Origin of the sequence: Vreelandella neptunia (genome assembly GCF_000712975.1) — a bacterium.
Classification (GTDB): domain Bacteria; phylum Pseudomonadota; class Gammaproteobacteria; order Pseudomonadales; family Halomonadaceae; genus Vreelandella; species Vreelandella qaidamensis.
In genome coordinates this window covers 466939-491254 of sequence record NZ_JHQL01000002.1, presented here as the reverse complement: position 1 = coordinate 491254, position 24316 = coordinate 466939, and the positions used below count along the sequence as shown (strand labels likewise).

Annotated in this window: 23 protein-coding genes; 11 read left to right on the top strand and 12 right to left on the bottom strand. The window is 53.8% G+C overall.

Annotation, left to right across the window (positions count from 1 at the left end):
• Positions 1 to 32: 32 nt before the first annotated feature.
• Both mtnC and mtnB read right to left on the bottom strand, forming a co-directional pair.
• Positions 33 to 719, bottom strand: coding sequence for an acireductone synthase (gene mtnC / locus CR46_RS0106970; protein ID WP_030071265.1), 687 nt, complete (start codon positions 717 to 719; stop codon positions 33 to 35).
• Positions 716 to 1306, bottom strand: a complete 591-nt coding sequence (gene mtnB, locus CR46_RS0106965) for a methylthioribulose 1-phosphate dehydratase (RefSeq protein ID WP_030071263.1) — start codon at positions 1304 to 1306, stop codon at positions 716 to 718. Before mtnB ends, mtnC begins: the two co-directional genes overlap by 4 nt.
• A gap of 111 nt (positions 1307 to 1417) precedes the next feature.
• Between mtnB and mtnA the strand changes: the two genes are divergently transcribed.
• On the top strand, positions 1418 to 2437 hold the full coding sequence (mtnA, locus tag CR46_RS0106960; RefSeq protein WP_030071262.1) for an S-methyl-5-thioribose-1-phosphate isomerase: 1020 nt from the start codon (positions 1418 to 1420) through the stop codon (positions 2435 to 2437).
• Positions 2438 to 2464: 27 nt separating this feature from the next.
• Here the strand turns inward: mtnA and CR46_RS0106955 are convergent, their stop codons facing one another.
• The 7 genes from CR46_RS0106955 to CR46_RS0106925 form a co-directional block, all read right to left on the bottom strand.
• Positions 2465 to 3145, bottom strand: coding sequence for an RES family NAD+ phosphorylase (locus CR46_RS0106955; protein ID WP_030071261.1), 681 nt, complete (start codon positions 3143 to 3145; stop codon positions 2465 to 2467).
• Complete coding sequence (locus tag CR46_RS0106950) at positions 3142 to 3543, bottom strand: MbcA/ParS/Xre antitoxin family protein (RefSeq protein WP_030071259.1); 402 nt, start codon at positions 3541 to 3543, stop codon at positions 3142 to 3144. The genes CR46_RS0106955 and CR46_RS0106950 overlap by 4 nt, the downstream gene beginning before the upstream one ends.
• A gap of 71 nt (positions 3544 to 3614) precedes the next feature.
• Positions 3615 to 4469 (bottom strand): carbohydrate ABC transporter permease, encoded by an 855-nt coding sequence (locus CR46_RS0106945; protein WP_030071257.1) that lies wholly within the window; start codon positions 4467 to 4469, stop codon positions 3615 to 3617.
• Positions 4466 to 5350, bottom strand: coding sequence for a carbohydrate ABC transporter permease (locus CR46_RS0106940; protein WP_030071255.1), 885 nt, complete (start codon positions 5348 to 5350; stop codon positions 4466 to 4468). The genes CR46_RS0106945 and CR46_RS0106940 overlap by 4 nt, the downstream gene beginning before the upstream one ends.
• Before the next feature lie 62 nt (positions 5351 to 5412).
• Positions 5413 to 6693 carry an ABC transporter substrate-binding protein gene (locus CR46_RS0106935; RefSeq protein WP_030071253.1) on the bottom strand — a complete coding sequence of 427 codons (1281 nt, stop codon included), beginning with the start codon at positions 6691 to 6693 and terminating at the stop codon, positions 5413 to 5415.
• Positions 6694 to 6722: 29 nt separating this feature from the next.
• Positions 6723 to 7850 carry an ABC transporter ATP-binding protein gene (locus CR46_RS0106930; protein WP_030071251.1) on the bottom strand — a complete coding sequence of 376 codons (1128 nt, stop codon included), beginning with the start codon at positions 7848 to 7850 and terminating at the stop codon, positions 6723 to 6725.
• Between the two features lie 98 nt (positions 7851 to 7948).
• Positions 7949 to 9367: a sigma-54 interaction domain-containing protein gene (locus CR46_RS0106925; protein ID WP_030071250.1), complete on the bottom strand. Its 1419-nt coding sequence runs from the start codon at positions 9365 to 9367 to the stop codon at positions 7949 to 7951.
• 209 nt (positions 9368 to 9576) lie between these two features.
• On the opposite strand from CR46_RS0106925, the gene speB reads away from it, so the two are divergent.
• The 4 genes from speB to CR46_RS0106905 all read left to right on the top strand — a co-directional run bounded on the left by speB (position 9577) and on the right by CR46_RS0106905 (position 15168).
• Positions 9577 to 10527, top strand: coding sequence for an agmatinase (gene speB / locus CR46_RS0106920; RefSeq protein WP_030071249.1), 951 nt, complete (start codon positions 9577 to 9579; stop codon positions 10525 to 10527).
• Positions 10528 to 10660: 133 nt separating this feature from the next.
• On the top strand, positions 10661 to 12043 hold the full coding sequence (locus CR46_RS0106915; protein WP_030071247.1) for a YjiH family protein: 1383 nt from the start codon (positions 10661 to 10663) through the stop codon (positions 12041 to 12043).
• 11 nt (positions 12044 to 12054) lie between these two features.
• A complete protein-coding gene (locus CR46_RS0106910; protein ID WP_030071245.1) occupies positions 12055 to 13707 on the top strand; it encodes a 5-guanidino-2-oxopentanoate decarboxylase in 1653 nt (550 codons plus the stop codon).
• Positions 13708 to 15168, top strand: a complete 1461-nt coding sequence (locus CR46_RS0106905; RefSeq protein WP_030071243.1) for an aldehyde dehydrogenase family protein — start codon at positions 13708 to 13710, stop codon at positions 15166 to 15168.
• Between the two features lie 2 nt (positions 15169 to 15170).
• Here CR46_RS0106905 and CR46_RS0106900 read toward each other — a convergent pair whose 3' ends face one another.
• Both CR46_RS0106900 and CR46_RS0106895 read right to left on the bottom strand, forming a co-directional pair.
• On the bottom strand, positions 15171 to 16133 hold the full coding sequence (locus CR46_RS0106900; protein WP_232222352.1) for a hydroxymethylglutaryl-CoA lyase: 963 nt from the start codon (positions 16131 to 16133) through the stop codon (positions 15171 to 15173).
• 10 nt (positions 16134 to 16143) lie between these two features.
• Positions 16144 to 17349 (bottom strand): CaiB/BaiF CoA transferase family protein, encoded by a 1206-nt coding sequence (locus CR46_RS0106895; protein WP_030071239.1) that lies wholly within the window; start codon positions 17347 to 17349, stop codon positions 16144 to 16146.
• A 151-nt stretch (positions 17350 to 17500) separates the two neighbouring features.
• On the opposite strand from CR46_RS0106895, the gene CR46_RS0106890 reads away from it, so the two are divergent.
• Positions 17501 to 18403: a LysR family transcriptional regulator gene (locus CR46_RS0106890; RefSeq protein ID WP_030071238.1), complete on the top strand. Its 903-nt coding sequence runs from the start codon at positions 17501 to 17503 to the stop codon at positions 18401 to 18403.
• 18 nt (positions 18404 to 18421) lie between these two features.
• Here the strand turns inward: CR46_RS0106890 and CR46_RS0106885 are convergent, their stop codons facing one another.
• A complete protein-coding gene (locus CR46_RS0106885) occupies positions 18422 to 19189 on the bottom strand; it encodes an SDR family NAD(P)-dependent oxidoreductase (protein WP_030071235.1) in 768 nt (255 codons plus the stop codon).
• A gap of 309 nt (positions 19190 to 19498) precedes the next feature.
• Between CR46_RS0106885 and CR46_RS0106880 the strand changes: the two genes are divergently transcribed.
• The 5 genes from CR46_RS0106880 (at position 19499) to CR46_RS0106860 (ending at position 24302) form a co-directional block, all read left to right on the top strand.
• A complete protein-coding gene (locus tag CR46_RS0106880; RefSeq protein WP_030071233.1) occupies positions 19499 to 20479 on the top strand; it encodes a TRAP transporter substrate-binding protein in 981 nt (326 codons plus the stop codon).
• Positions 20480 to 20587: 108 nt separating this feature from the next.
• Positions 20588 to 21118 carry a TRAP transporter small permease gene (locus CR46_RS0106875; RefSeq protein WP_404813857.1) on the top strand — a complete coding sequence of 177 codons (531 nt, stop codon included), beginning with the start codon at positions 20588 to 20590 and terminating at the stop codon, positions 21116 to 21118.
• Positions 21115 to 22410: a TRAP transporter large permease gene (locus CR46_RS0106870; protein WP_030071229.1), complete on the top strand. Its 1296-nt coding sequence runs from the start codon at positions 21115 to 21117 to the stop codon at positions 22408 to 22410. Before CR46_RS0106875 ends, CR46_RS0106870 begins: the two co-directional genes overlap by 4 nt.
• 301 nt (positions 22411 to 22711) lie before the next feature.
• Positions 22712 to 23026, top strand: coding sequence for a hypothetical protein (locus CR46_RS0106865; RefSeq protein ID WP_009722824.1), 315 nt, complete (start codon positions 22712 to 22714; stop codon positions 23024 to 23026).
• Positions 23027 to 23195: 169 nt separating this feature from the next.
• Positions 23196 to 24302, top strand: a complete 1107-nt coding sequence (locus CR46_RS0106860) for a heparan-alpha-glucosaminide N-acetyltransferase domain-containing protein (protein ID WP_030071227.1) — start codon at positions 23196 to 23198, stop codon at positions 24300 to 24302.
• Positions 24303 to 24316 lie beyond the last annotated feature (14 nt).

Below are 24316 nucleotides of genomic sequence, written 5' to 3'. Positions count from 1 at the left end.
TAGGCTCTCCTTAAAGATGGCGGCAGTAAAGGCTAAACAGCGATTTCATCAAAGCGAGTAACGCAAGCGTGGGTGTTGCCCGCCTGGGTGCCTTCGCGAACTAACTGCAGGGTTTGCATGCCCGCTTGCTTGGCGGCGTCCAGCTCTTCTACCACGTCAGACAGAAACAGCACTGCCTCGGGCGGTAGATCAAGCTCAGCGATAATACGCTGATAGGCCGTGGCTTCGCGTTTATGGCCAATATGGGTGTCAAAGTAGCCGCTAAACAGGGGGGTTAAGTCGCCTTCATCGCTGTAGCCAAACAGCAGCTTCTGCGCCTGCACAGAGCCTGACGAATACACGTAGAGCGCTTTGCCTGCCTGCTGCCACTGGCGCAGCGCCGGGGCGACGTCACTATACAGGTGGCCTTTAAAATCGCCACGCTGATAGCCGTCCGCCCACACCATGCCTTGCAGTGCTTTCAGCGGCGTGACCTTTTGGTCGGTCTCGATCCAGTGCAGTAACTGAGCAATGACAGCATCCAGCGTGGCATCAGCGTCACCCATGTCACGGCGTACCGCGTTAATCTGCTCGGCAACCGCAGGTGTGCCTGCATTCGCGCGTAGAAAGTCGGGTAGCTTGGCCTGGGCGTAGGGAAACAGCACCTTATGCACGAAGTTAATATCCGTGGTGGTGCCTTCAATATCGGTTACAACGGCGCGAACAGCTAGGTTACTCATTTAGACCACCGGCTCTCTTCAAGTACACAGGACAGTAAAAATTCAATGGCTTCCAAGTGCCGGCGGCAACTAGCGATGCTATCGCCCACGGCGTAGATACCGTGCCCTGCTACCAAAAAGCCCCAGGGCATCGGCCAGCCGCTGCGTACATGCTCCGCTAGCTCGTCCATATTTTGGGAATTTGGCACTACAGGTAAGCGAATAGTCGCATCATGGGTCACGTTGCCCTGCAGGGCTTTTTGCATCTCGAAGCCGCTTAGCTCAATGCCGTTTGGAAAGCGCCGCGACAGCACGGTGCTGGCTAGGGTATGGGTATGCAGCACGCAGTTAATCGATGCGTCTAAGCGATAGAGCGCAGCATGGAGATCACTTTCCGCGCTTGGCTTACCATCGCCTGATAGCACTTTGCCATCCAGATCGCACAGCAGTAGGTCATCGGCCTGAATACGGGTCTTATCGCGCCCGGAAGCGGTGACCAAATACCCCGCTTCGGTACGGGCGGAAAAGTTTCCGCCGGTGGCGGGCGTCCAGCCTTGCCGCGCCGCCCATGAAATGGCATCCAGCAATTCAGTTTGTAGCGTCATCATAGGATCTGCGTCGCCTCTTCTAGTGGCAGCCATTCTATATGATAAGCTTCGCGCCTGATAAGCCGCGCCGTTGTTCTGCTAGTCAAGTTCAAGTGCTCAAGGAGTCCACCAATGCCACACTTACAGTCACGCAGTTTACGAGTCTATGTCGACTACCTTGAGTATTTGGATCAAACCCAGCTGCCCCAGGCGGAGCAGTGGGTGCGCTGTGACTCGCCAGAAGAGTGGCAGCATGCGGTGAAAAATCTAGCGATTCGCGGTGCGCCACTGATTGGCTTGAGCGCTGCCTTTGTGCTGGCGCAGACTGCTGCGCGCCATCCGCAAGGTAGCTGGCAATCCGTCAGTGACCGCTTACGTGCCACGCGACCCACCGCAGTGAACCTGATGTATTGCCTGGATGCCATGGAAGCCTGCTTCGAGCAAGGGGCTGCCGCCCTGGCTGAGCGCGCCGCTGAATTGTTTGCAGAAGACCGTGCGCTTTGCCAACGCATGGCCGAGCGGGGGGCAGACCTTTTGCAATCGGGTGATCGTGTTTTGACCCACTGCAATACCGGGGCGCTTGCCACCGCAGGCGTTGGCACCGCCATTGGCGCGCTGGCAGTTGCCCAGCAGCGTGGTGTGGAGCTGCATGTGTATGTGGATGAAACACGTCCATTGCTCCAGGGTGGCCGCTTAACCGCTTGGGAAATGGCCGACTTAGGTATTCCCTATCAATTGATTGCTGACAGCATGGCCGCGAGCTTAATGGCGGCAGGGAAAGTCGATAAAGTCATGGTCGGTGCCGACAGGATTTGCGCCAATGGTGACTTCGCCAACAAAGTGGGCACCTACATGCTCGCCGTTGCCGCTCACTACCATAACGTGCCGTTTTACGTGGTCGCACCCTACACCACCGTCGATCCCGCCTGCGCGTCAGGCGGCGATATTCCAATTGAACAGCGCGATGCGGCAGAAATCCGTGGCGCTTCCGGCGCTTTTGGTGATGTCGTCTGGGCGCCCGAAAATGCTCCCGTGTGGAACCCTGCCTTTGACGTGACACCCGCCGCGCTTGTCACCGCCTGGGTGTTAGACACGGGCACCTTCGATGCTGCCGCGATAGCGCGAGGGGAACACTGCCAGGGGCGCGGTTAGCAGTAGTGGTAGCCGTTACGTTCGTTGCTAACCCAGCAGCGTTAGCTCATAAACATGGCGGATTTGCTGCCCATCCCAGTCGTAGCCAAGGTGTTTCCCTTGGCGTGTTGCGGCAAGTACGGGTGGCCGCAAAACCGCCGCACACTCGCCTTCAGGATCACGCACGCTGGGGTAAACAATGCCATCGACTTGGTTTCCCCATGCTTCTCGGCCAAAGCGTTGCCCGGCTTCCCAGCTATCCGGCATGAGAAGCGTCTGGGCAGTGTTGTGACCACGTAAATCAATCAATTCACCCGTTAAATCCGACAGATAAACACGCTGCTGAAGCATCATGGGTGGTTCATTTGACTCACGCATAAAACGCTCGGCGTGATGACAGGTCTCGGCAATGGCGGTGGCTTCCGTTAGCGCGCAGTAGTAGGCGCCAAAGGTGCCATCGCTAAACCGCGAGCCGGTGGCGGGGAAGTGGCAGAAGGCGGCCATGACGGGTGTCCAGCCTTGACCATAGCGGCGATCTTCATCACGCACTAGGTGAATAGCACCAGCTTCCTCTCGCAGCCGTGCCGAGGTTTCACCCTCTAACTCGTTGAGTAGCTCCCAGTCATCGGTGCTAGTGTTTACCCCCTCAAATAAATCAATTGGTGGAAAGCGTGAAGGAATGACGCGGTAACTGGGTCGCCATATAACCTCGCTCAATGAATAGGTCATGCATGGCTTCCTCCGCGCGCTGCATCCAAATGCTGGCGAACAACATAAAGATCAGACACTTGCCCGCTGAGCAGGCGCTCCATTGGCGAGTGACCTGAAAACAGAGGATTGTTGTTAGCTCTCTGAAGCCAGCTATTAGCAGCTTCTGTATTAGGGAGGAGGATATGCAGCGCTTTATATATGCCGAGGATCAACGACATGCGCTCCAGATGATTTGCATCAAGCCGCGCCTGCTCAGGTGACTGTTTCCAACGGCGGTAGGTAGAGTCAGGAACTCCTAGTAGCAACGCTGCCTGACTCTCTTTCAGCCCCCATGCTCGTGAAATATTGGGGTAAGTACGCATCGCTGCGGCCCCCATATTGCGGCGTTTATCGGCTGTTTTTTGCTGAATAGCCATCTATTTTTCCTCCTCGCTTGCCTATAGATTACGCCAAGTGAGCGATTTTTTAAAATAGCGACCATTTGAGCTTAACGAATACCGGCCCTTAAGAACGACTGCACGAACTGGCGTTGGAAGAGCAAGAAGGCGATGAGCAGCGGGGCGATGCTTAATAGCGTGGCGGCGCTCACGGTAGCCCAGTTCACGCCGGTTTCGGGCGCGGAAAACACCCCTAATCCTACCGTTAGCGGGCGGCTCTCTACCGAATTGGTCACAACCAGTGGCCAAAGGAAGTTGTTCCAGTGGTGGCTGATGGAGACCAATCCGTAAGCAAGGTAAGTAGGCTTGGCCAGGGGAACGTATACTTTCCAAAGAATTTCGAGCCAGTTGCAGCCCTCAATACGGGCTGCGTCTTCTAGCTCTCGAGGAATCGTTTTAAAGGTTTGGCGCAGCAAGAAAATACCAAAGGCACTGGCCACGTAGGGCAAGCCGATACCAGTAATGGTATTGATCAACCCCAGTTCACTAGCGATGCGGTAGTTCTCAACAATCAGCACTTCGGGAAACACGAAGAGTTGAATCAGCACCAGCATAAACAGCAGGTTCTTGCCGGGAATCGGAAAACGCGCAAAGGCAAATGCTGCCAAGGTACACACGATAAACTGAGCGAGCACCACCCCGGTGACCAGCATGAAGGTGTTTAGGTAATAACGAGCAAAAGGGGCCTGGGCCCAGGCGTTTTTAAAGTTATCTAGCGTTAGCGGCGCAAATAAATCAAAGCGCACCATGTAGGCGGGCGGATGAAACGCCGCCCAACATGCGTACAGCAACGGAAAAATCCAAATGAGCGCCAGCAGCCAAGCCGCTATGGTTTCAAGCGATGGCACTGAAAAAAAGCGCGCGCGTGTCGGGTATGGTGTTGAAGGCGATGAGATTGAGCTCATTGGTAGTGTGTCCTGCGGTCGAGAACCGTGAACTTCAGCGTGGCCACCACCGCAAGCACCAGCAAAATGACCACGGTGATGGTGGCCGCCATGGTGCGATCGAAGAAGGAGAACGCGTTCTCGTAGACGTAATAAAGCAGCAGGTTAGTGGCGTTGTTCGGGCCGCCCTTGGTCAAAATAAACAGGTGATCCACGACCCGTACCGAGTTAATCAGCGCATTGATGAGCACAAACAGCGTGGTGGGCATCAACAGTGGAAATGTCACCCGCCAGAAAAAACTCCAGCGGCTGGTGCCTTCCAGGTCAGAAGCCTCCTTCAGTTCTGGCGGAATCCCCTGTAACGCCGCCAGATAAAAAATCATAAAAAAGCCGGCTTCCTTCCATATCGACATCACAATCACAGAACCAAGCGCCACGCTTGGGTCGCCAAGCCAGTTCACGCTGGAAAACCCTAGTGCGCCGAGCAACGTGTTGAACAGGCCAATCTGCGGCGCGTAGAAGAACATCCAGATATTGGCGGCGGCGATCATTGGCAAAATGGTGGGGGTAAAATAAGCCATCCTCACAAAGCCACGCCCGCGCAATTTACCATTTACAAACAGTGCCATCGCCAACGCCAGCGCGATGGACGTAGGAATTGTACCTAGCGCATAGAGTAGGTTGTTACGGGCGACCTTCCAAAACGTCGGGTCGTCAAACAATACGTGGTAGTTTTCTAGCCCTACAAATTGCGTAGGCGCACCGCGAAAACCGGGTAAAAATAAGCTGTTGACCAACGTGGCGATGGTGGGCAGGTAAGCAAAAGTGGCTAGCAGGATGGCGGCGGGTAACAGCAACAGAGCGCCATAAAGCTGCATTTTGCGGTGGTCGGTAAAAGACATAATGAAATACCGCACGTTGGAAGCGCCGGGGCAAACCCCGGCGAACGGAACGATGAAGTGCGTTAGCGGGCGTAGCGGCGCAGCACGCTATCGGCTTCTTGCTGCGCTTGGTTCAGCGCTTCTTCTGGAGATAGCTGGCCAGTGAGTGCCGCTTGAACAGCGTTATCCAGTGCGCGGCGAATACGGCCACCCTGGTAAGTAGAAAGTTCCGCCGTGCCATGTTCCAACTGGTCGCGGGCGACCGCTGCCGGTGGAAACTCTTCCACATAACGTTGTAGTGCGTCAGTTTCGTAAGCGGCGGGGCTAACGCCCATGTAGCCGGTTTCAATCGACCAGGCGGCAGCGCGCTCGGGAGCGGTCATCCAGCGAATAAAGGTCATCGCTGCGCGCTGCTCTTCTTCGCTTGTATCTTCAAAAATGTAGAAGTTGCCACCGCCGGTAGGGCTGCCGCGTTGGGTGCTCATTGGCAGCATGGCGACACCAAAATCAAACGTTGCGTCACTGCGCACAGCGGTTAGGTTACCGGTGGTGTGCCACATCATCGCGGTAGACTGTTCAAGGAAGTTCTGACGTAGAGTGCCCCACTCAATGGTGCCGCTTGGCATCGCTTCGTATTCCGTGGACAGCGACACCCAATACTCAAGTGCTTCAATGGCGGCGGGGTCGTTAAAATATACCTCGGTGCCATCGTCACTCATTAACCGGTGACCATTTTGAAAAGCGAAAGCCTGGAACATCCAGTAGGGGTAGCCAGTCGACGGCACCATCACGCCCCACTGCTCACCATTAGAGGCTTCGCGCACGGTAGTGGCCATGTCGGCCATCTCTTGCCAGTTTTCTGGAGGTGTTTCGGGGTCAAGGCCTGCCGCTTCAAAGGCGTCTTTGTTCCAGAACAGCACAATGGTGGAGCGCTGGAAGGGGATGCCGTAGGTTTTGCCATCCAACTGGCCGTTTTCCATCAGCCCTGGGTAGAAGCTATTGAGCCATTCGCGCTCTTCATCGGTTTCGACCAAGTCGTCGAAAGCAACAATGGCGTTTTGCTCAATTAACTCGTAAAGATCGATAGAAAACAGTACGGATAGTTGCGGTGTATCGCCTGCTTCAATGGCAGACATCGCGCGCACGCGAGTGTCGTCGTAGTTGCCGGCATAGATCGCTTCTACGTTGATATCCGGGTGCTCGCTTTCAAACTCCGCCACTAAATTATCTACCACGTCGGTGAGTGCACCGCCCACCGAAACGGGGTAGTACATAGTGAGATCAACGCTGTTCGCATTAACGTGCGCAGCACTTAATAGACCTGCTGCCAGGGTGGTCATAGCGAAAGGAATACGTAAACGCATAAACGGCTCCACAAGTGTCAATACTGCTGTCAGTGTTGGAAAGAGCCCACCGCAGGTGGACGAGGAACGGTTCGGTGTGTCGACGTAAGCGGGCTCATCATGAGGTCGTCTCGCCGTGTACCGTGAGCATCGAAAAAGTGTGCGCTTTCTACTGGCCAGTAAAGACGGCAGGTCGAGTCGGATAAAGCGTGTTTGCCGCTAATCCGAACGCGTAAGGTGTGCGCCCCTACCGCCACATGGGCAATGGTGTCCGCGCCTAGGTACTCTTTGCTCACCACTGTCGCGGGAACGCCGGGCTCAGAGGCGGGGCGTAGCTCGATATCTTCTGGCCGCACGCCCAACTGTCCGCCCGCAGCTTCTAAGGGAGCGATCGGCGTCGTTGGCTCGCCCTCGATAATGGCGCCTTGTTCACCTTGTACCAGTGGCAGTAGATTCATCGCTGGGCTACCAATGAAACTAGCGGCGAAAGTGCTGGCTGGGCGGTTGTAGAGCTCATCAGGTGTGCCGTCTTGAACGATTTTTCCTTGCTGCATCAAAATCACACGATCGCCCATGCTCATGGCCTCCACTTGGTCGTGAGTAACGTAAATCACCGTCATAGTTAAGCGGCTTTGCAGCGCTTTAATTTCCCGACGCATATCACTACGCAGCCGTGCGTCCAGGTTGGAAAGTGGCTCATCCATCAAGCAGATCGGGTGTTCGGAAATGATCGCACGGGCCAACGCCACACGCTGGCGTTGGCCACCAGAAAGCTGGGCAGGTTTGCGGTTTAAGTAGTCCGTCAGGTCAACCAGTTCTGCAACGTTCGCTAACCGTTGGCGCTGTTCGGCTTTAGGTACCTTGCGGCTGCGTAGGCCAAAAACGATATTGTCGGCAACGCTCAAATGCGGGAACAGCGCATAAGACTGAAATACCATGCTCAGCCCGCGATCACCGGGGGGAAGGCGAGTAACATCGCGCTCGCCAATATGAATTTGCCCGCTGCTGGCTTCTTCCAGGCCAGCAACCATACGCAGCGTGGTAGATTTGCCGCAGCCCGATGGCCCCAGCAAAATAACAAACTGCCCTGGTGTGACATCGAATGAGATGTCATCGACAGCGGTGGTCGCGCCCCAACGTTTGGAGACGCGCTCCAGGCGGATACGCGATTGGTTCATAAACCCCTTCACTCGCAATCAGTAACTACGTTTAAGAGTGCGAGGAAGGTGTTGCGGTTGTATGACGCTTATATGGCGGGGATGTGTCAACCCAAGCGTTAGGCGGTGATTTTAATGCCATAACGCTGCAGCCTGCGCACCACGCTGGATTGGCTAATCCCCAGCCGCTCAGCGATGGCATACGTACTGGGGAGCGTTGTGCTCAATGCCTCCAGTGTGTCGTGCTCCAGCCTGGCGAGGTACTGCTTTAGGGTTTCATCCGGCGCTAAGGGTGCTGCCGATGAGGATGCTGGGATATTCGGCAGATGAGCTTGAGGCTGCTCCTTATAGGGATGGAGATTAGGTGCTTCAATTTGATCGGTAGGGCTGGATAGCCAAGCTCTCTCTAGCCAGTTTTCAAGCTCGCGAACGTTGCCTGGCCAGTCGCTTCCCATCAACGTTGACCACACTTGATTACCCAGAATTTTTTGCCGCCCGTAGCGTTGGTTAAGGCGTTCCAAGCAGGCTTCCACGAGATCGGGGATATCTTCTCGGCGGTCGCGCAAAGGGGGAAGCGTGACCGGTATGACGTTGAGACGGTAGTAAAGGTCCAGACGAAATAGCCCCGCTTCTACTTGTTTAGCTAAATTCTGATTCGTGGCGACGACTAAGCGAAAGTCCACTTTGCGTGGCCTCGTATCACCTAGCCGGGTAAGGCTTCCGTCCTGGATGACTTTTAGCAGTTTGGTTTGCATTAATAAGGGAAGCTCACCAATTTCATCCAGAAACAGCGTGCCGCCTTCCGCTTGTTCTAGTAAGCCAGCTTTTCCTTGGCGAGCTGCGCCGCTGAATGCGCCTGGCTGATAGCCAAACATCTCAGACTCAAATAAATTTTCGGGAATGGCCGCACAGTTAACCTCAATAAAGGGGCTATTACTGCGTTGACTCCAGCGGTGCAGCTGTTTGGCAAACGCGGTTTTCCCCACGCCCGACTCTCCCAGCATCAATACATTGGCATCTGAAGGTGCAACTCGCTTGAGAAGCAAGGCGACTTCACGCATAACGTGGCTTCTCGCCTGCAGGTTATCCAACGCATCGTCCAGCGCTTGTTCCTCGGCATCGGGGGCTGCTTGGCTGCGCTTTAAGTGTTCACTAAAGCGCTTCTGGAGTAGTGCGTATTCATCTTGCAGGAGCTGTAGATCAGTTAAGTCTCTGGAACGGCTAATAACACGCTCTAATTTTCCATTCACAAAGACAGGGTAGGCTTCAGCAATCACACGGCGACCGGTGCCCGTTACCTGCATTAGTTGCGCTGGCTGTTGGGTGCGCATCACCTCTAAGGTGATGGATGGCTTCAAGATGCCTTTTTGCTGAAGCTGATAAACGCTACTGCCTAGAAGCTCTTCCCGGGGCGCGCCATAAACGGCTTCAGCGCCGGGACTGATATCAAGTACTTGGCCCTCTCCGCTGACGATAAAGAAGTGATCGTTAGCGGTTTCCACAATGGTTTTTAGCACGCACTTATCGATTTCACTCACAGCGTTGTCTCTCGAATAACCTTTAATGCATTTTTGCATCGATGATGCATAGATGACTTAAGTGTACGTGATTTTAATTCATTACTGCATCGATAATGCCTGAATGCCCTATTATTAGGGCGTTCAGGGACTTGGCATGGTCTGTGCAACGTAGTCGTTATCAGTACGCACGACAGCGCTACAACATGAACAACGCCAAGGAGATCTGTATGTCTGACTTTAATCAGCCGCTCGGGGGCAATAGCATGCCGCGCTTTGGTGGCCCTGCCACCATGATGCGTTTACCCGCTCAGGAAAGCGCTGCTGGTTTAGATGCTGCGTTTATTGGTATTCCAATGGATATTGGTACGTCCAACCGTCCTGGTACGCGTCTTGGCCCCCGCCAGATTCGTGATGAATCTCGTATGCTTCGGCCCTATAACATGGCGACCCGCGCCGCGCCGTTTGAAAGTTTACAAGTGGCTGATATAGGCGACGTGCCCATCAACACGTTTCACCTGCCCAAAAGCGTCGACATCATCACCGCCTTTTATGATGACGTGCTTAAACACAACTGCATTCCGTTAACGCTGGGTGGCGAACACACCCTGACACTGCCCATTTTACGCGCCATTGCCAAAAAGCATGGGCCGGTGGGGCTGATCCATATTGATGCCCATGCCGATGTGAACGAGCACATGTTTGGTGAGCCGATTGCCCATGGCACGCCGTTTCGCCGCGCCCAGGAAGAAGGCCTGTTAGCCCACGGCAAAGTGGTGCAAATCGGCCTTCGTGGTACCGGTTACGCCGCTGAAGATTTTGATTGGTGCCGAAATCAGGGTTTCCGCGTTGTTCCCGCTGAAGAGTGCTGGTATCGCTCGCTGGCTCCCTTGATGGAAGAAGTGCGCGAGCAGATGGGCGATGTGCCTGTTTATATCAGCTTCGATATCGATGGTTTGGATCCTTCCGTTGCGCCAGGAACGGGAACGGTAGAGATGGGCGGGCTGACCTCAGCCCAAGGGCTGGAAATTGTGCGCGGTGCGGCAGGCTTGAACATCGTCGGCTGTGACTTAGTGGAAGTATCGCCTCCTTATGATCCCAGCGGTAATACCGCATTGATGGGCGCCACACTGCTATACGAAATGCTCTGCGTGCTGCCGGGCGTAAAGCACAGTGATTAACCAAGCAAGCTAACGCTAGTTACCAAAGCGTCGGTCTAACAAGGCGCTAATTATAAGAGCGTACAGGGAAGCACTGCTTCCCCTCGGACGCCACCAGCCCACCTCTAATAATCACTTCCAATAGGTGAAAGAAATGTCTTACTCCCAAGTAAAATTGGATGACGCCGATCCATCGGCTCCAATCCATCGCGCTCATTTGCTGAAGTTTCTAATTCCATCGTTGATTGGCGTCCTTTTGTTTTTGGTGCCTTTTCAAGTAGGAGGATCGATTAATATTGGTATGGGATTGATGGCCGATGGACTGCAGTCCCTGCTTGGCTCTGCACTACCCGCCATTGCCATGCTAGTACTATGTTTATCCGTAGTGATAACGCTTTACGTAAAAGTGGCGAAGCCTAACTGGGCACAACGAGGTCACTTTCACGATATGTTCGACGTAGACACTATCTGGGTAGTGATGCGCATATTAGGTGCGATTTTTGTCGTCATGACGTTTTTCCAGGTCGGCCCCGAATTTGTAACGGCGCCGTTTACTGGCGGCGTAATGCTCAATGATTTGGCACCGGTGCTACTGACATTCTTCTTCTTTGCGGCGATTCTCCTACCGTTTTTGGTCGAATTCGGCTTTATGGAGTTTATCGGCACCATGGTGCGTAAGCCGTTTCGGGTAATTTTTAATCTCCCGGGGCGCAGTGCTATCGATGCGACGGCTTCTTGGATGGGGTCAGGCACTGTGGGTGTATTGATCACCGCTCAGCAGTATGAGCAGGGGTATTACAATGGCCGCGAGGCATCGGTCATTGCAACTAACTTTTCAGTGGCTTCCATCGCATTCAGTCTACTGGTTACGAACTTTGTTGATATCAATCATCTCTTCGTGCAGTTCTACTTTACGGTAGTGGTATCAGGGTTGATCGCTGCCATTATTGTGGCGCGGATTCCGCCGCTATCGCTAAAATCTAACGACTACTATGAGCCAGTCGGCTGCCAGTTAAGCGAGAAGCGCACAGAAAATGTAGGGCTGCTTCGTTACAGCTTGCTACAGGCAACTCGCCGGGCAGCGGATGCCCCAGGGCCAAAAGAGTTGGTGCGTTTAGCGCTACTCAACGTGATTGATATCTTTCTGACACTGCTGCCTCTGGTATTTGCCATCGGCACTGTCGCGCTAATTTTAGCCGAGTTTACTCCGCTGTTTACCTGGCTTTCCTACCCCATGGTGCCTGTGCTTGAGTTGCTGCGTATTCCTGAAGCGCAAGCGGCTGCCCCTGCCACGCTGGTCGGGTTTGCCGATATGTTCTTACCGGCGGTACTCGCGACAAATATTGAAAGCGAGCTGACCCGCTTTGTGATCGCTTGCTTGTCGATGACGCAGCTGGTGTATATGTCAGAAATTGGCGCACTGCTACTTAAATCAAAAATCCCTATTAAGCTTTGGGAACTAGCCGCCGTTTTCTTACTTCGCACAGCCATTACGTTGCCTATTATCGCCTTTATGGCCCATACATTTTTCTTCTGAGAGGGCCCAGAATGAGCAATGACGCAATGCGCAATCAATCAACCATGACCTGCGCGGAACTGTTGATACGCTTACTGCGCGATACTTATGGCGTGCAGGCAGTGTTTGGCATCCCCGGCGTGCATACCGTAGAGCTCTATCGTGGGCTTGAAGATAGCAATGTGCAGCATATAACCCCGCGCCATGAGCAGGGCGCAGGGTTTATGGCTGACGGCTATGCCCGTGCCAGCGGTCAGCCTGGGGTATGCCTGATTATCACTGGCCCAGGGATGACCAATATTGCCACTGCCATGGGCCAAGCATTAGCAGACTCTATCCCCATGTTGGTGATCTCTAGTGTTAGCCGTCGGGATACGCTGGGGCTAGGCCAAGGTCGGCTGCATGAGCTTCCCAGCCAGCAGCAGATGATCAGTGGCGTAGCGCGGTTTAGCCATACGCTATTAGATGCCAATACGCTACCCGACGTGCTGGCCCGCGCCTTTGCCATCTTCAATGGTGCGCGCCCAGGCCCGGTACATATTGAAATTCCGATTGATCTATTCAATGCACCGGTGAAGGTGCCGACCAGTTGGCAAGCGCCAATGCTTTACCGAGCAGCACCTGACCCAATGGGGCTTGCGGAAGCGGCTCGTTTATTAAAATCAGCCAAGCAACCCTTGGTGCTTCTGGGTGGTGGCTGCGTTGCAGCGCCAGACGCAGCGCGAGCATTAGTGGAGAAGCTTGATGCCCCCGCGGTGACGACTATCAACGCCAAAGGGCTACTAGGCCGCGACCACCCGCTGGATTTGGGTGCTAATGCCGCCCTGCCAGCGGTGCGCGAACTGGCGGCCAACGCCGATGTGATTTTGGCGGTGGGTACCGAGCTTGGCGAGACCGACTACGACGTTGTGTTTGACGGTGGCTTTCACCTCAACGGCAAGCTGATTCGTATTGACCTTGATTCCGAACAACTGGTGCGCAACCAGCGTGTAACGCTAGGGCTAGTCGGCGATGCTGGGCGTAGCTTAGAGCTTCTACTCGCTCACTTTCCCGACCCATTGAAACGCAGCGGTATTGAGCGAACGTCGGCGGCTTTGGGTGCGCTGAATCTGGTTAACGATCCTGCTTTTAGCGACTTCGTACCGCTTTATAAAACCCTAGCAGACTACTTGCCTGAGGCGATTTTGGTGGGTGACTCCACCGCGCCGGTGTATGCAGGCAACCACTTAGTCAGCCAGCCAGCGCCAAGGCGCTACTTCAATGCCTCTACCGGCTACGGCACTTTGGGCTATGGGTTACCGGCTGCATTAGGTGCACAGTTAGCTCGTGCTGATTTACCTGTGGTGGCGCTCGTCGGTGATGGTGGGGTGATGTTCACCCTTTCTGAGCTTGCTACCGCAGTAGAGGAACGCCTGCCGGTGGTGATTGTGCTGTGGCATAACGCAGGCTATGAAGAAATTCGCCGCTATATGGATGCCAATGGTGTGGCGCGGTTGGGCGTGGACATTCAAGCCCCCAACTTTCTTACCTTGGCCGAAGGGTTTGGTTGCCAAAGCGTAAGGGTAGAAAGCCCTGAGGAACTTGCAGACTCACTCGCTAAGCGTGCCTCAAATGGCCCGTTACTCATTGAAATAGACGCGGCTGCTTGGCAGCGTGCGTGCAGCATTTCCGACCAGGATACGTAGATGTCGTTACCCAACCAGCAATTGATCAATCAGCAGTTCATCAACAACCAATGGGTTGCCTCGGCAGGCACGCGCCTGCTCGATGTGATGAACCCTTATCGCGAAGAACGTATTGCTCAGGTCACGGCGGGGGACGCGGCAGATGTCGACGCTGCCGTTAAAGCTGCTCAGCAAGCGCTACCTGCTTGGCAAGCGCTGGGTGGAGCTGCGCGTGCAAATTACCTAGATAGCTTTGCCGATGCGCTGGAGGCTCGCCGAGAAGCGCTAATCACTCTGTCAGCCACTAATAATGGCAAACCCCTCGCTGAAGCAGGCATTGACCTAGACGATGCGATTGCCTGTCACCGCTATTACGCCCAGCAAGCTAGGGCGTTAGATGCTCGCCAGGGCGAACTGGTCAGTGTGGAAATGGAGGGCGTTGAGGCGCGTACGTATCATGACCCGGTGGGCGTCGTTGGGCTGATTGCGCCCTGGAACTTCCCGCTGGTGACAAGCGCCTGGAAACTGGCGCCCGCGTTGGCGGCAGGCTGTACCGCAGTGCTCAAGCCGTCAGAGGTAACGCCGCTCCCCGAGTTGGCGCTGGCAGAAATTGCCCTGGAAATTGGCTTGCCTGCGGGTGTTTTGAACCTGCTTAATGGTGACGGCGAGGGTATTGGCGCACCGCTAACCAATCACCCAGGTGTTGATAAAATCTCTTTTACCGGCAGTAATCGAGTCGGCGAAGCCGTTATGCAAGCCGCTGCTGCTCGCACCGCCAGTGTCTCTTTAGAGCTAGGTGGAAAATCGCCGATTCTGGTAATGGAAGACGCCGACCCAGCCCAAGCTGCCGACTGGGTAATGGCGGGTATCTACTTTAATGCTGGGCAAATCTGTTCAGCGACTTCGCGCTTACTGGTGCATGAAAACGTGGCAGAAGCACTCTATATCGCCCTGGCGGAACGTATGGATGCGCTAACCTTAGGCAACCCACTTGCTGAAGGCACTGACTTAGGGCCAATGACCAGCGCTAAGCAGCGCGATGCGGTACAGCGCTATTTAGACTTGGCTGAACAAGAAGGCCTGACGGCCGTGCGTGATATTACCCATCGCACGCTGCCCACGCATGGCTACTTTTTAGCGCCGACGCTTTACCGCGATGTGCCGTTGGAAAGTCGCCTGTGGCAAGAAGAAATCTTCGGCCCAGTACTTTGCGCGCGCAGCGTTACCAGCGAAGAAGAGGCGATTACACTCGCCAACGATAGCGCTTATGGATTAGCGGCGACGGTGATTAGCGGTGACCCCGAGCGGGCAAAACGCATTGGTCGCCAGCTAAAAGCCGGTAGCATTTGGTACAACAGCGAGCAGCTGGTGCTGCCTGAAACCGCCTGGGGCGGCTTCAAGCGTAGCGGCATTGGTCGTGAACTTGGCCCCTGGGGCTTAAGCGCCTATTTAGAAGTGAAGCATGTGGTAGGGCCCGCGTAAGGTTAACGCTCGGGCATCGCATAACGCCGGGATGATTTCCCGGCTTTTACCACTTGCCCGGGCACGTCGTGGCCGATAAGCGTCGGTAGGGTGGCGGCAACGTCAAGCAGCGCATCTAGATCGACGCCAGTATCGACCCCCATCGCTGCAAACATATGTACTAAGTCTTCGGTGCATACATTACCGCTAGCGCCTGGAGCAAAGGGGCAGCCCCCCAGCCCACCGAGCGACGCATCAAAGCGGCTAATGCCCGCCTGCCACGCCGCCAGGGCGTTGGCTAAGCCCATGCCGCGGGTGTTGTGAAAGTGCAGCGTGAATGGCGTTTTTGGCCAGCACTCAAGCACGGCATCACACAGGCGCTTCACTTGGGCTGGGTTGGCCATGCCTGTGGTGTCGCATAGCGTGACGCCCTGAATGCCCAGCGCGATCAGCTGTTCCACCAGAGCGAGAACCCGCGTTTCAGGCACCTCGCCTTCAAACGGGCAGCCAAAGGCGGTTGACAGTGAGGCGTTGATAAACACGTCGCTGCCTTGGCAGGCCTCCACAATCGCGGCAAATTGCTCAAGCGACTGCTCTGGCGTCATGCGAAGGTTTGCCAGGCCATGGCTATCGCTTGCCGACATCACCAAATTAATCTCATCCACTTGGCAGGCGAGCGCACGCTCTGTGCCCTTAAGGTTAGGCACTAAGACGCTGATATCGACCCCAGCCCGGCGCTGAATACCTGTGACAACGTCCGCAGCATCGCGCAGGTTAGGAATCGCTTTGGGCGATGTGAACGAAGTCGCCTCGATGCGCCGCAGACCGGTAGTGGAGAGCGCGTCGATCCAGCGGATTTTATCGTCGGTGGGGACAAAGCGCGCTTCAATTTGCAGACCGTCACGCGGGGCGACTTCATTAATTTCTATTTTTTTAGGATAGGGTGCTGTCGGACAGGGCATGGGTTGACTCGTGGACTTGTGCATAGCGCTCTCCTTAAATAATGCCCGCTTGACGAAGCTTGGCACGGGTTTCATGGTCGATTCCCAGCTCATCCAGCACGTCATCGGTATGCTGGCCAAGCGCAGGGCCGCCATCGCCAAGCCGTCCTGGGGTAGCGCTAAGTTTGGGCAGTACACCGGGTACTTTTAATGGTTTGCCGTTGGGGCGAGTGAAGGTTTGAATCATTTCCCGCGCCAAGTAATGGGGGTCAAAGGCAATATCTTCGGCGGTGTACGGATAGCCTGCTGGCACACGTGCCTCATCCAGCGCTTTAAGAATCGCCTCTCTTGGGCGCTCTTCAGACCACGCTTGTATAGCAGCGTCGATCATTTCAGCCTGCTGACTGCGGCCATCGTTGTGGGCTAGCGCGGGGTCGTTGGCCAGATCATCACGGCCAATGACCCCCATCAAGCGTTTAAAAATACTGTCGCCGTTACCGGCAATGAGCACGTAATCGCCGCCCTGGCAGCGGTAGGCGTTAGAAGGCGTAATACCGGGCAGGGCGCTGCCGCTGGGTTCACGCACCTGGCCGCTGGCATCGAATTCCGGCAGCAGGCTCTCCATCATGGCAAATACCGACTCATAAAGCGCCACGTCGATCTCTTGCCCCAGGCCGCTACGGTTGCGCTCTTGCAGTGCCAGCAAGGTGCCAATGACAGCGTAAAGCGCGGAAAGTGAATCACCAATACTTACACCCACGCGCACAGAGGGCTCTCCTGGCTGGCCAGTAAGATAACGCAACCCGCCCATGGCTTCGCCCACCACACCAAAGCCGGGCTTATCGCGGTAAGGCCCCGTTTGTCCGTAGCCGGAAATATGCACCATGATTAGCCTTGGGTTGAGCTTAGAGAGCGATTCCCAGCCCAATCCCCAACTATCTAAAGTGCCAGGGCGGAAATTTTCCACCACCACATCAGCCTCGGCAGCGAGCTTGCGCACCAGCGCTTGGCCCTCTTCACTGCGCAAGTCCAACGCTACTGAGCGCTTGTTACGGCTCTGTACGTGCCACCAAAGCGAGGTGCCTTCCTCAAGCATTCGCCATTTGCGAAGGGGGTCGCCGGTACCAGGCGGCTCTACTTTAATGACATCGGCACCAAATTCACCCAACAGCTTGGTCGCAAAGGGGCCAGCAATGAGCTGCCCAAGTTCAAGGACTTTCAAGCCTTCTAAAGGAAGCTGGCGCGCTTCGGGAGCATGCATTAAGGCTCTCCTGGTCGTGTCGTTAATATTGTTGCCTACCAGCATGCGTGAGCCGCCTAGGGGCGACAATTAGGCAATGGGTAACAAAGGTTTCGTGACTGGCGAAGGTATGCGCTAGCATAGTCAGGTTACTTTTCAGGAGTTTGCCGAGATGCGCCGCTTTGATTTCTTTACGCTCAAGCTGTTTATCTCTGTTGCAGACGAAGGCCGTTTGACCGCGGCTGCCGAACGCGAACACTTAGCCCTTGCCGCCGTCAGCAAGCGTATGAGCGATCTTGAAAGCTTGGTTGGAACAACGCTACTTTACCGTAAACCCCGAGGTGTGGAGCTAACGCCGGCTGGGCAAGCGTTTTTGCACCATGCGCGGCGTATCCTCGACAACGTTGAACGCTTACAGGCAGAGCTTAGCGAATATGGTGAAGGCGTGCGTGGGCATGTGCGTATTCATTCCAATACCTCAGCAATCATCGCGTTTCTCCCCCAAGACCTTAGTGCGTTCTCTCGCCACTATCCTGAAATAAAAATCGACCTGCAAGAGCGTGTCAGTAGTGAAATTATTGCCGCTGTAAGGGATGGCTTAACCGATATTGGCATTTTTGCTGGGCATGTGGCTGCGCCAGACTTGCAGATAATTCCCTATCGGCGTGATCGCTTAGTGTTAGTAACACCTGATGAACATCCATTAGCGGAGCGAAGCAGTATTGCCTTCAACGAAGCACTGGCTTTCGATTTTATTGGCTTGCAGCAAGATGCTTCGCTGCAAGCGCTGTTGCTTGAGCAGGCTAACCTAGCGGGAAAAGCGCTGAGAATGCGCATTCAGGTACGCAGTTTTGATGCCATTTGTCGCATGATTCACCATGGCATGGGGGTAGGCGTGCTGCCAGAGCAAACGATATATCGCGAGCTAGGTGATCTGCAGCTTAAAAGCATCCCGTTGAACGACGGCTGGGCCCAGCGGGAGCTTGTTATTGGCGTACGCCGCTATGCGACTCTTCCTGCCACGGCAAGGCACATGGTGGACCTTCTGACTGAAGAAGCGCATTCAGCGCTATAAGGTTCATCGAATTGGCGTTTAATCTCGCAGTATCGTGGGAGCCGACCACTGCTGACAAAGCGGCATCACTTCTAAGCGCGTGATATTGATATGCGGTGGAAGTGAGGCTATATGGAGGGCTTGGTCGGCGATATCTTCAGGCTGGAGTGGTGCCGTGCCTTCGTAGTAGCTATCGGCTACTTGCTGATCACCCTTCATACGAACCAGCGTAAACTCACTCGCTGTCATCCCAGGAGCGAGGTCGGTCACCCTAACGCCCTGTGGACCAACATCGCAGCGAAGGTTGTAACTAAACTGTTCTACAAAAGCTTTGGTGGCACCATACACATGTCCGCCTGGGTAAGGCGTATGAGCGGCGATAGAACCCAGATTTATTACCGTTGAGCCAGGGCCAGCGGCAATGAGTTTTGGCAATAGGTGGCGCGTAACAGTCACTAATCCTTTCACATTGGTATCAATCATTCGATGCCAGTCATCAAGCTCAGCGTTTTGTGCTGGTCCCTTACCTAGCGCTAGCCCTGCATTATTGATTAGTGCATGCACGTGCTTAAAACGTTCTGGCAACGCTGCAACCACGTTAGCTACGTCTTGTGGGTTGCTGACGTCCAGTTGAGCGATATGCACAGGTACGCTGTTTTTCAGTGAGTTATAGAGCCCCTCTAAGCGTGTTTGACGTCGTCCTGTTAATACTAGTGCCCAGCCCGCTTGGGCAAAACGGTGGGCACAAGCAAGACCGATTCCAGAAGTGGCGCCGGTAATAAACACGACGGGTGCGGCTTCGTGCATGATGAAAGCTCCTGGTGAAAATGGCGTTTTAAATCACTGCTAAAAAGCAGCAAGCAACCTCCATTGAGATAGCCTAAGAGTGCAGTAGATATTCATCTTTGGTCGTACGGTGATAATGGGGTGAGCAGTTTAGCGCGCTATAGCGGCGTTTCTAGCCATCGTATTTGACGAAGTCAGCCTTCATAAACGTCGATTTGAGCCGTTTGGCTGCTTGTTTCAAGATCAATCAAACAGCAAAAATGCTGTGTTAAGCATCACACTTAATATCGGTAACCACATCCAATAATGACAACCGTAGAGAGTCATCCCATGCGGACAACATTGCTTACCACGCTGGCCACCCTGGGTATGCTAACGGCGGCTCCCTTTGCCTTAGCAAACCCGATCGAAATTCAAGTTAATAACACTATGAGTGAAGGCGGCTCTGAAAGCGCAGCAGTCGAGCGTTTTGCCGAATACCTAGAAGAGCAAGCACCGGGCCGTTTTGACGTGCGTCCTTTTCTAGCAGGTTCCCTCGGTGGTGAAAACGCGGTGCTGGAATTGCTCAATTTAGGCCAAACCCAGCTTTCTATCACCGGAGGCAACTGGCGCCAGCAGTATGCGCCAGAGTATGACGCTATTACCGTTCCGTTTGTGTTCTCAACGTGGGACGAAGTAGATGCCTACATGGAAAGTCCTTCTGGCCAAGCTTTGATTGAGCAGGCTGAAAATCAGGGCGGTCTTAAATATTTCGGCACCCAACACCGTGGTCCACGCCATATGACCGCCAATAAGGCGATCAATAGCCCTGAAGATTTAGATGGCTTCCGTTTGCGTCTGCCATCGCTTCCCGTATGGCTTGAGGTGTGGGAAGAGATCGGCGCCCAAGTAGTTAACGTTCCCGCGCCGGAAATTTACTTGGCCATGCAAACAGGTCAAGTCGATGGCCATGAGAATTCATTGTCATCGCCCTATACCCGCCGCCTGTGGGAAGTGCAGGATCACATCATTATGACCAGCCACGTGCAGTTTCCTTGGAACTGGGTAGCCAGTTCACGTTGGTGGGATGGGTTAGAGGCGGAAGATCAAGCGTTGATCGAGGAAGCTATTCATGTCGCCAGGGAGCATGGTTCAGAGCGTGAGCGTGAGCTTGATGAGTACTACCTGACGGCGCTACAGGAAGAGGGCATGACGATTATCGAGCCCGATATTGACGCTTTCCGCGAAGCGGCGTTGCCAGCGATTGATCGTGTCATGGCCGATATGGCTGATGGTGTGCGTGAAGATGCGTTAGGTAATGAAAGCCAGTAATTGTTTGTGCTAAATGATCAACGGCGGCCTATCGGGCCGTCGTTGTAGTTTTAAAAGATACCTATTTAAGCCTTATTAAGCCTCAGGAGCGTTCCCGTGGACTCAGCTATGCCGCCCAGAAACGGGCCGGATAGAATCGCTTTTTATGTGTTGCGTTACACCACCCGTCTTTGCGATGGGGTGGGGGTGACGTTAATGGCCGCGATATTGCTGCTCATTGTTTCAGCAGTGGTAGCCCGAGACCTGCTTGGGTTGGGGATGCCATGGACAGAAGAGGTTGCGTCACTGCTGGCCATTTATGCCATTGGCTTTGGTTCTATTTCTGCGTGGATACGCAGTGAGCATTTAGTGGTTGACCTGTTCAGCCACAAGCTTTCTCGCTTCGGTAAAAATAGTCAGTACCGGCTTACTTCTCTTATTTCTTGCGGTTTTTTTGTACTAGCGGCATGGGGCGCATGGATTATGTCGGATATGAGTGCCAACAATAAAACCGTTTCGTTAAGTATTAGTTTCAGCTACCTCTACTACGGTATCTTCTTTAGCTTCGCGGGCATGGCGGTCATTGCACTTTGGAAAACGCTGCGCGGCCCCGTTTTCTGGCTTGAAGCGCCCCGTGAAGAAGAGGTGATGGCCCCATGACTGAATTACTGATTTTCGTTGGCGGCCTGCTGGTGCTAATGGCCATTGGGTTGCCTGTTGTGGTGGCCATCGGTGTCACCTCGTTTATAGCCTTGGTATTCACCGGTACGGGAGGGTTACCCGTTGAGCTACTGCCACTGCGTATGGTGCAAACACTCAACAACTTTACCTTGCTAGCCATCCCGCTGTTTATTTTGGCTGCCAATATTATGAATATTGGCTCAACGACCACGCGGATTTTTGATTTCGCCACGGCATTAGTAGGCTTTACCAAGGGTGGGCTTGGTCACGCCAATGTGGTTGCCAGCTCTATTTTTGCCACTATGTCGGGTACTGCCGTGGCCGATGCGGCGGGTCTTGGCAGCATTGAAATTAAAGCCATGAAAGAGCGTGGCTATGAGCTGGGTTACTCGACTGGTGTTACCGCAGCGTCAAGCGTTATTGGGCCGATTTTGCCGCCAAGCATTGCGCTAGTAGTATATGGCTGGCTAGCCAATGTGAGTATCGGTGGGCTGTTTATGGCGGGGCTGTTGCCCGGCATTTTGATGGCACTACTGCTAATGGGTATGACGGTAGTGCTCGGAGCAACAGGCAAAGTAGTGATGCCTAAGCCTACGCCGTTTGATGCCTGCGAAGTTATACGAACCGGCAAGCGCGCTATTTTACCTCTCATGATGCCTGCCATTATTGTCGGTGGTATTTGGGGGGGCTTCTTTACACCAACGGAAGCGGGTGCTATTGCCTCGCTCTATGCGATTATTTTAGGTGGCCTGATCTATCGCGACTTAAGTCTGCGCGACTTGTTTAATGCCTTCCAGCGTACCCTGATGTTCAGTGCCGTAATCCTGCTGATTATTGCTGTTTCCAGCTTTTATGGCTGGATTTTGGTACGTATGGGCATTCCTCAGGCGTTGGCGGGGCAGGTGGCCAGCATTGAGATGCCGACGATTGCGCTGTTGCTCTGCTTTGCGTTGTTCTTCCTGCTGATCGGCTGTTTTATGTCGGTGATTGAAAGCATTTTGATCTTCACCCCGATTGTTGTGCCTGCCGCATTAAGTGCGGGGTTAGACCCTGTTCATTTCGGTATTGTGATGGTCATTACGCTTTCAGTTGGGGTTATCACACCGCCCTTTGGCACAGTGTTGTTTCTGATGGTGGGAATCACGCGACTACGCTACGGGCAGGTGGTCAAGGCGGTATTGCCGTTCTTGTTACCTATTCTCGCTACAATTTTATTGTTGATCGCTATACCTGAACTTGCCACGTGGCTGCCCAGGGTGATGGGGTATTAAATACCTAAATCTCGATTGACATGCTACAGCAGGGCTCATGTGTCATTGATAAACAATAAATTGCTAATTAAAAATCGTTTTGTCATTCGGTTGGCATGCGTAATTTTTATTTAAGATATTGTATTTATAGAGTTTTTATTTTTATTGGCATTTTCTGGTATGGCGGCTGCAATAGTCTGGGCAAGAGCGAAATGTTAGGAAGACATAACGTTCTTGCCACTAACCAACGTTTTCAAATCACCGAATTTTTTTGATTACTGAAAACTGACGTAAAAGTGAAGCCATATCAGGAGGCATGACCATGAAAAAGGAAGCTCTCAAGAAACTTGGCATTTTAGGCGTATCGTTTGGTTTAATCGCTAGCCCGCTGGCCTTTGCTGGCATGGAAGGCAACGATGATTATGAGCCCGCTCCTCAGGAAGAAACGACCCAGGATGAGCAGGGCGCTTACAACTCTTTCGACTCTGATCAAGAGCAAGGTGCCACCACTGAAGGCGCTACTAATGAAGGTGTAACGACCGAGTACGAAGAGGAAGAGCAAGAATTTACCTATGAAGAGGAAGAAGAAGAGCAAGACACATGGGAAACTGAAGAGGAAGATGATTCCGGTTGGTAACTCATGACTGCTAAAGGATTAACTTCTATTCCGGTTCACGGATGAACCATGAAATGCCCCGCCAGTTGCGGGGCATTTTTGCGTTAAAAGATGTTAAGTAGGGGGCGGGCAATGAATAGGCTATGGTTAAAGTCCTATTATTAACATCAGCCACAAGGACGTTACCGACGTGTTGAACTGGATGGAGATGCCGCAGCTTCCTAAGGCGCAAGGCCGTATCGAGGCGATTGATCTCGCTCGCGGTATCGCCATTGGGCTGATGATTATTAGCCATGCTGTTAGTGGTTTAGTAGGTATTCGTAATGTGCCTGATTGGGGCATGGTACCTATCCATTTTTTGACTAAATTCTCGTCCTCGCTGTTTATTTTAGTGTTTGGTATTGCACTGGCGGTGGCCTTCTTATCTCACACCCAACGTGACGACTGGCCCAAGCGGCGGTTAAAGCTGTGGGTAAGGGCCATTGAGGTTTGGTTTTGGTATAAGGCGCTAATTGTTATAGAAATGCTGCCCTTTAGCTCGCCTAGCGATATTGTTGATACGCTGCTCTATGGGCGATTTGCTATCTGGGTAGAGATTCTAGGCTTCTATGCCGTTGCCTTGCTTTGGGTGCCGTTAATATTGCCGCTGTGGGCAAAAACGCCACTGTGGGGGCGTTTAATAACCATCGTAGGATTAACGGCGCTTTCAGCGTGGCTACAAGGCTTTTCCTTTGGGGGCTATGACCTCTTAAAAGCGTTTCTGGTTGACCATGAAGAGCACTATGCCTGGGGGCAGCTTAGCCGCGCCCCACTCATACTGTCTGGCTTATTGATCGGTGAGGCGCTGCTACGCTGCTATTTCGATGCCGCCTTACGCCGCCGCTTAATTCTTTGGCTGGTAGGGGTGGGGGCGCTGATGGTAGCCGCTTTTTATGGCATAGCTATCGCCGAGGGCGATGTTCATGGTGCGATGCTGGCGGTGGCACGCAATGTGGGGAAACACCCGCCAGGAATAAACTTTATGCTGTTTAGCGTGGGCGGCGCGCTGGTGCTGCTGGGGTTAGCCCTGGCCGGTGGAAAAGCCGCTGCGAAAGTACTGCTGCCCCTTACCCTCGTTGGTAGTGATGCGCTCAAAGCGTTTATTTTTCATATCGTGATGATTTTTCTGGTGCTGCGTTTTTTATTGGAAGGCGACGGGGCCTACAGCTACCCACAGGCGCTTGGCGTTGGCGGTTTGTTAATACTCGGTGCCGCGCTGTGGATTTGGCTGACCCGCTGGATGGCGGCTCATCGGTAAAGTAAGCGCGATTA

Coding starts and splice junctions, on each gene's coding strand:
- CR46_RS0106890 (WP_030071238.1), top strand. CDS start 17,501: ATGCGCCGCTTTGATTTCTTTACGCTCAAGCTGTTTATCTCTGTTGCA.
- CR46_RS0106940 (WP_030071255.1), bottom strand. CDS start 5,350: ATGTCTTTTACCGACCACCGCAAAATGCAGCTTTATGGCGCTCTGTTG.
- speB (WP_030071249.1), top strand. CDS start 9,577: ATGTCTGACTTTAATCAGCCGCTCGGGGGCAATAGCATGCCGCGCTTT.
- CR46_RS0106895 (WP_030071239.1), bottom strand. CDS start 17,349: ATGCATGCTCCCGAAGCGCGCCAGCTTCCTTTAGAAGGCTTGAAAGTC.
- CR46_RS0106880 (WP_030071233.1), top strand. CDS start 19,499: ATGCGGACAACATTGCTTACCACGCTGGCCACCCTGGGTATGCTAACG.
- CR46_RS0106915 (WP_030071247.1), top strand. CDS start 10,661: ATGTCTTACTCCCAAGTAAAATTGGATGACGCCGATCCATCGGCTCCA.
- mtnA (WP_030071262.1), top strand. CDS start 1,418: ATGCCACACTTACAGTCACGCAGTTTACGAGTCTATGTCGACTACCTT.
- CR46_RS0106945 (WP_030071257.1), bottom strand. CDS start 4,469: ATGAGCTCAATCTCATCGCCTTCAACACCATACCCGACACGCGCGCGC.
- CR46_RS0106930 (WP_030071251.1), bottom strand. CDS start 7,850: ATGAACCAATCGCGTATCCGCCTGGAGCGCGTCTCCAAACGTTGGGGC.
- mtnC (WP_030071265.1), bottom strand. CDS start 719: ATGAGTAACCTAGCTGTTCGCGCCGTTGTAACCGATATTGAAGGCACC.
- CR46_RS0106875 (WP_404813857.1), top strand. CDS start 20,588: ATGCCGCCCAGAAACGGGCCGGATAGAATCGCTTTTTATGTGTTGCGT.
- CR46_RS0106910 (WP_030071245.1), top strand. CDS start 12,055: ATGAGCAATGACGCAATGCGCAATCAATCAACCATGACCTGCGCGGAA.
- mtnB (WP_030071263.1), bottom strand. CDS start 1,306: ATGATGACGCTACAAACTGAATTGCTGGATGCCATTTCATGGGCGGCG.
- CR46_RS0106950 (WP_030071259.1), bottom strand. CDS start 3,543: ATGGCTATTCAGCAAAAAACAGCCGATAAACGCCGCAATATGGGGGCC.
- CR46_RS0106885 (WP_030071235.1), bottom strand. CDS start 19,189: ATGCACGAAGCCGCACCCGTCGTGTTTATTACCGGCGCCACTTCTGGA.
- CR46_RS0106900 (WP_232222352.1), bottom strand. CDS start 16,133: ATGCACAAGTCCACGAGTCAACCCATGCCCTGTCCGACAGCACCCTAT.
- CR46_RS0106865 (WP_009722824.1), top strand. CDS start 22,712: ATGAAAAAGGAAGCTCTCAAGAAACTTGGCATTTTAGGCGTATCGTTT.
- CR46_RS0106935 (WP_030071253.1), bottom strand. CDS start 6,693: ATGCGTTTACGTATTCCTTTCGCTATGACCACCCTGGCAGCAGGTCTA.
- CR46_RS0106955 (WP_030071261.1), bottom strand. CDS start 3,145: ATGACCTATTCATTGAGCGAGGTTATATGGCGACCCAGTTACCGCGTC.
- CR46_RS0106870 (WP_030071229.1), top strand. CDS start 21,115: ATGACTGAATTACTGATTTTCGTTGGCGGCCTGCTGGTGCTAATGGCC.
- CR46_RS0106905 (WP_030071243.1), top strand. CDS start 13,708: ATGTCGTTACCCAACCAGCAATTGATCAATCAGCAGTTCATCAACAAC.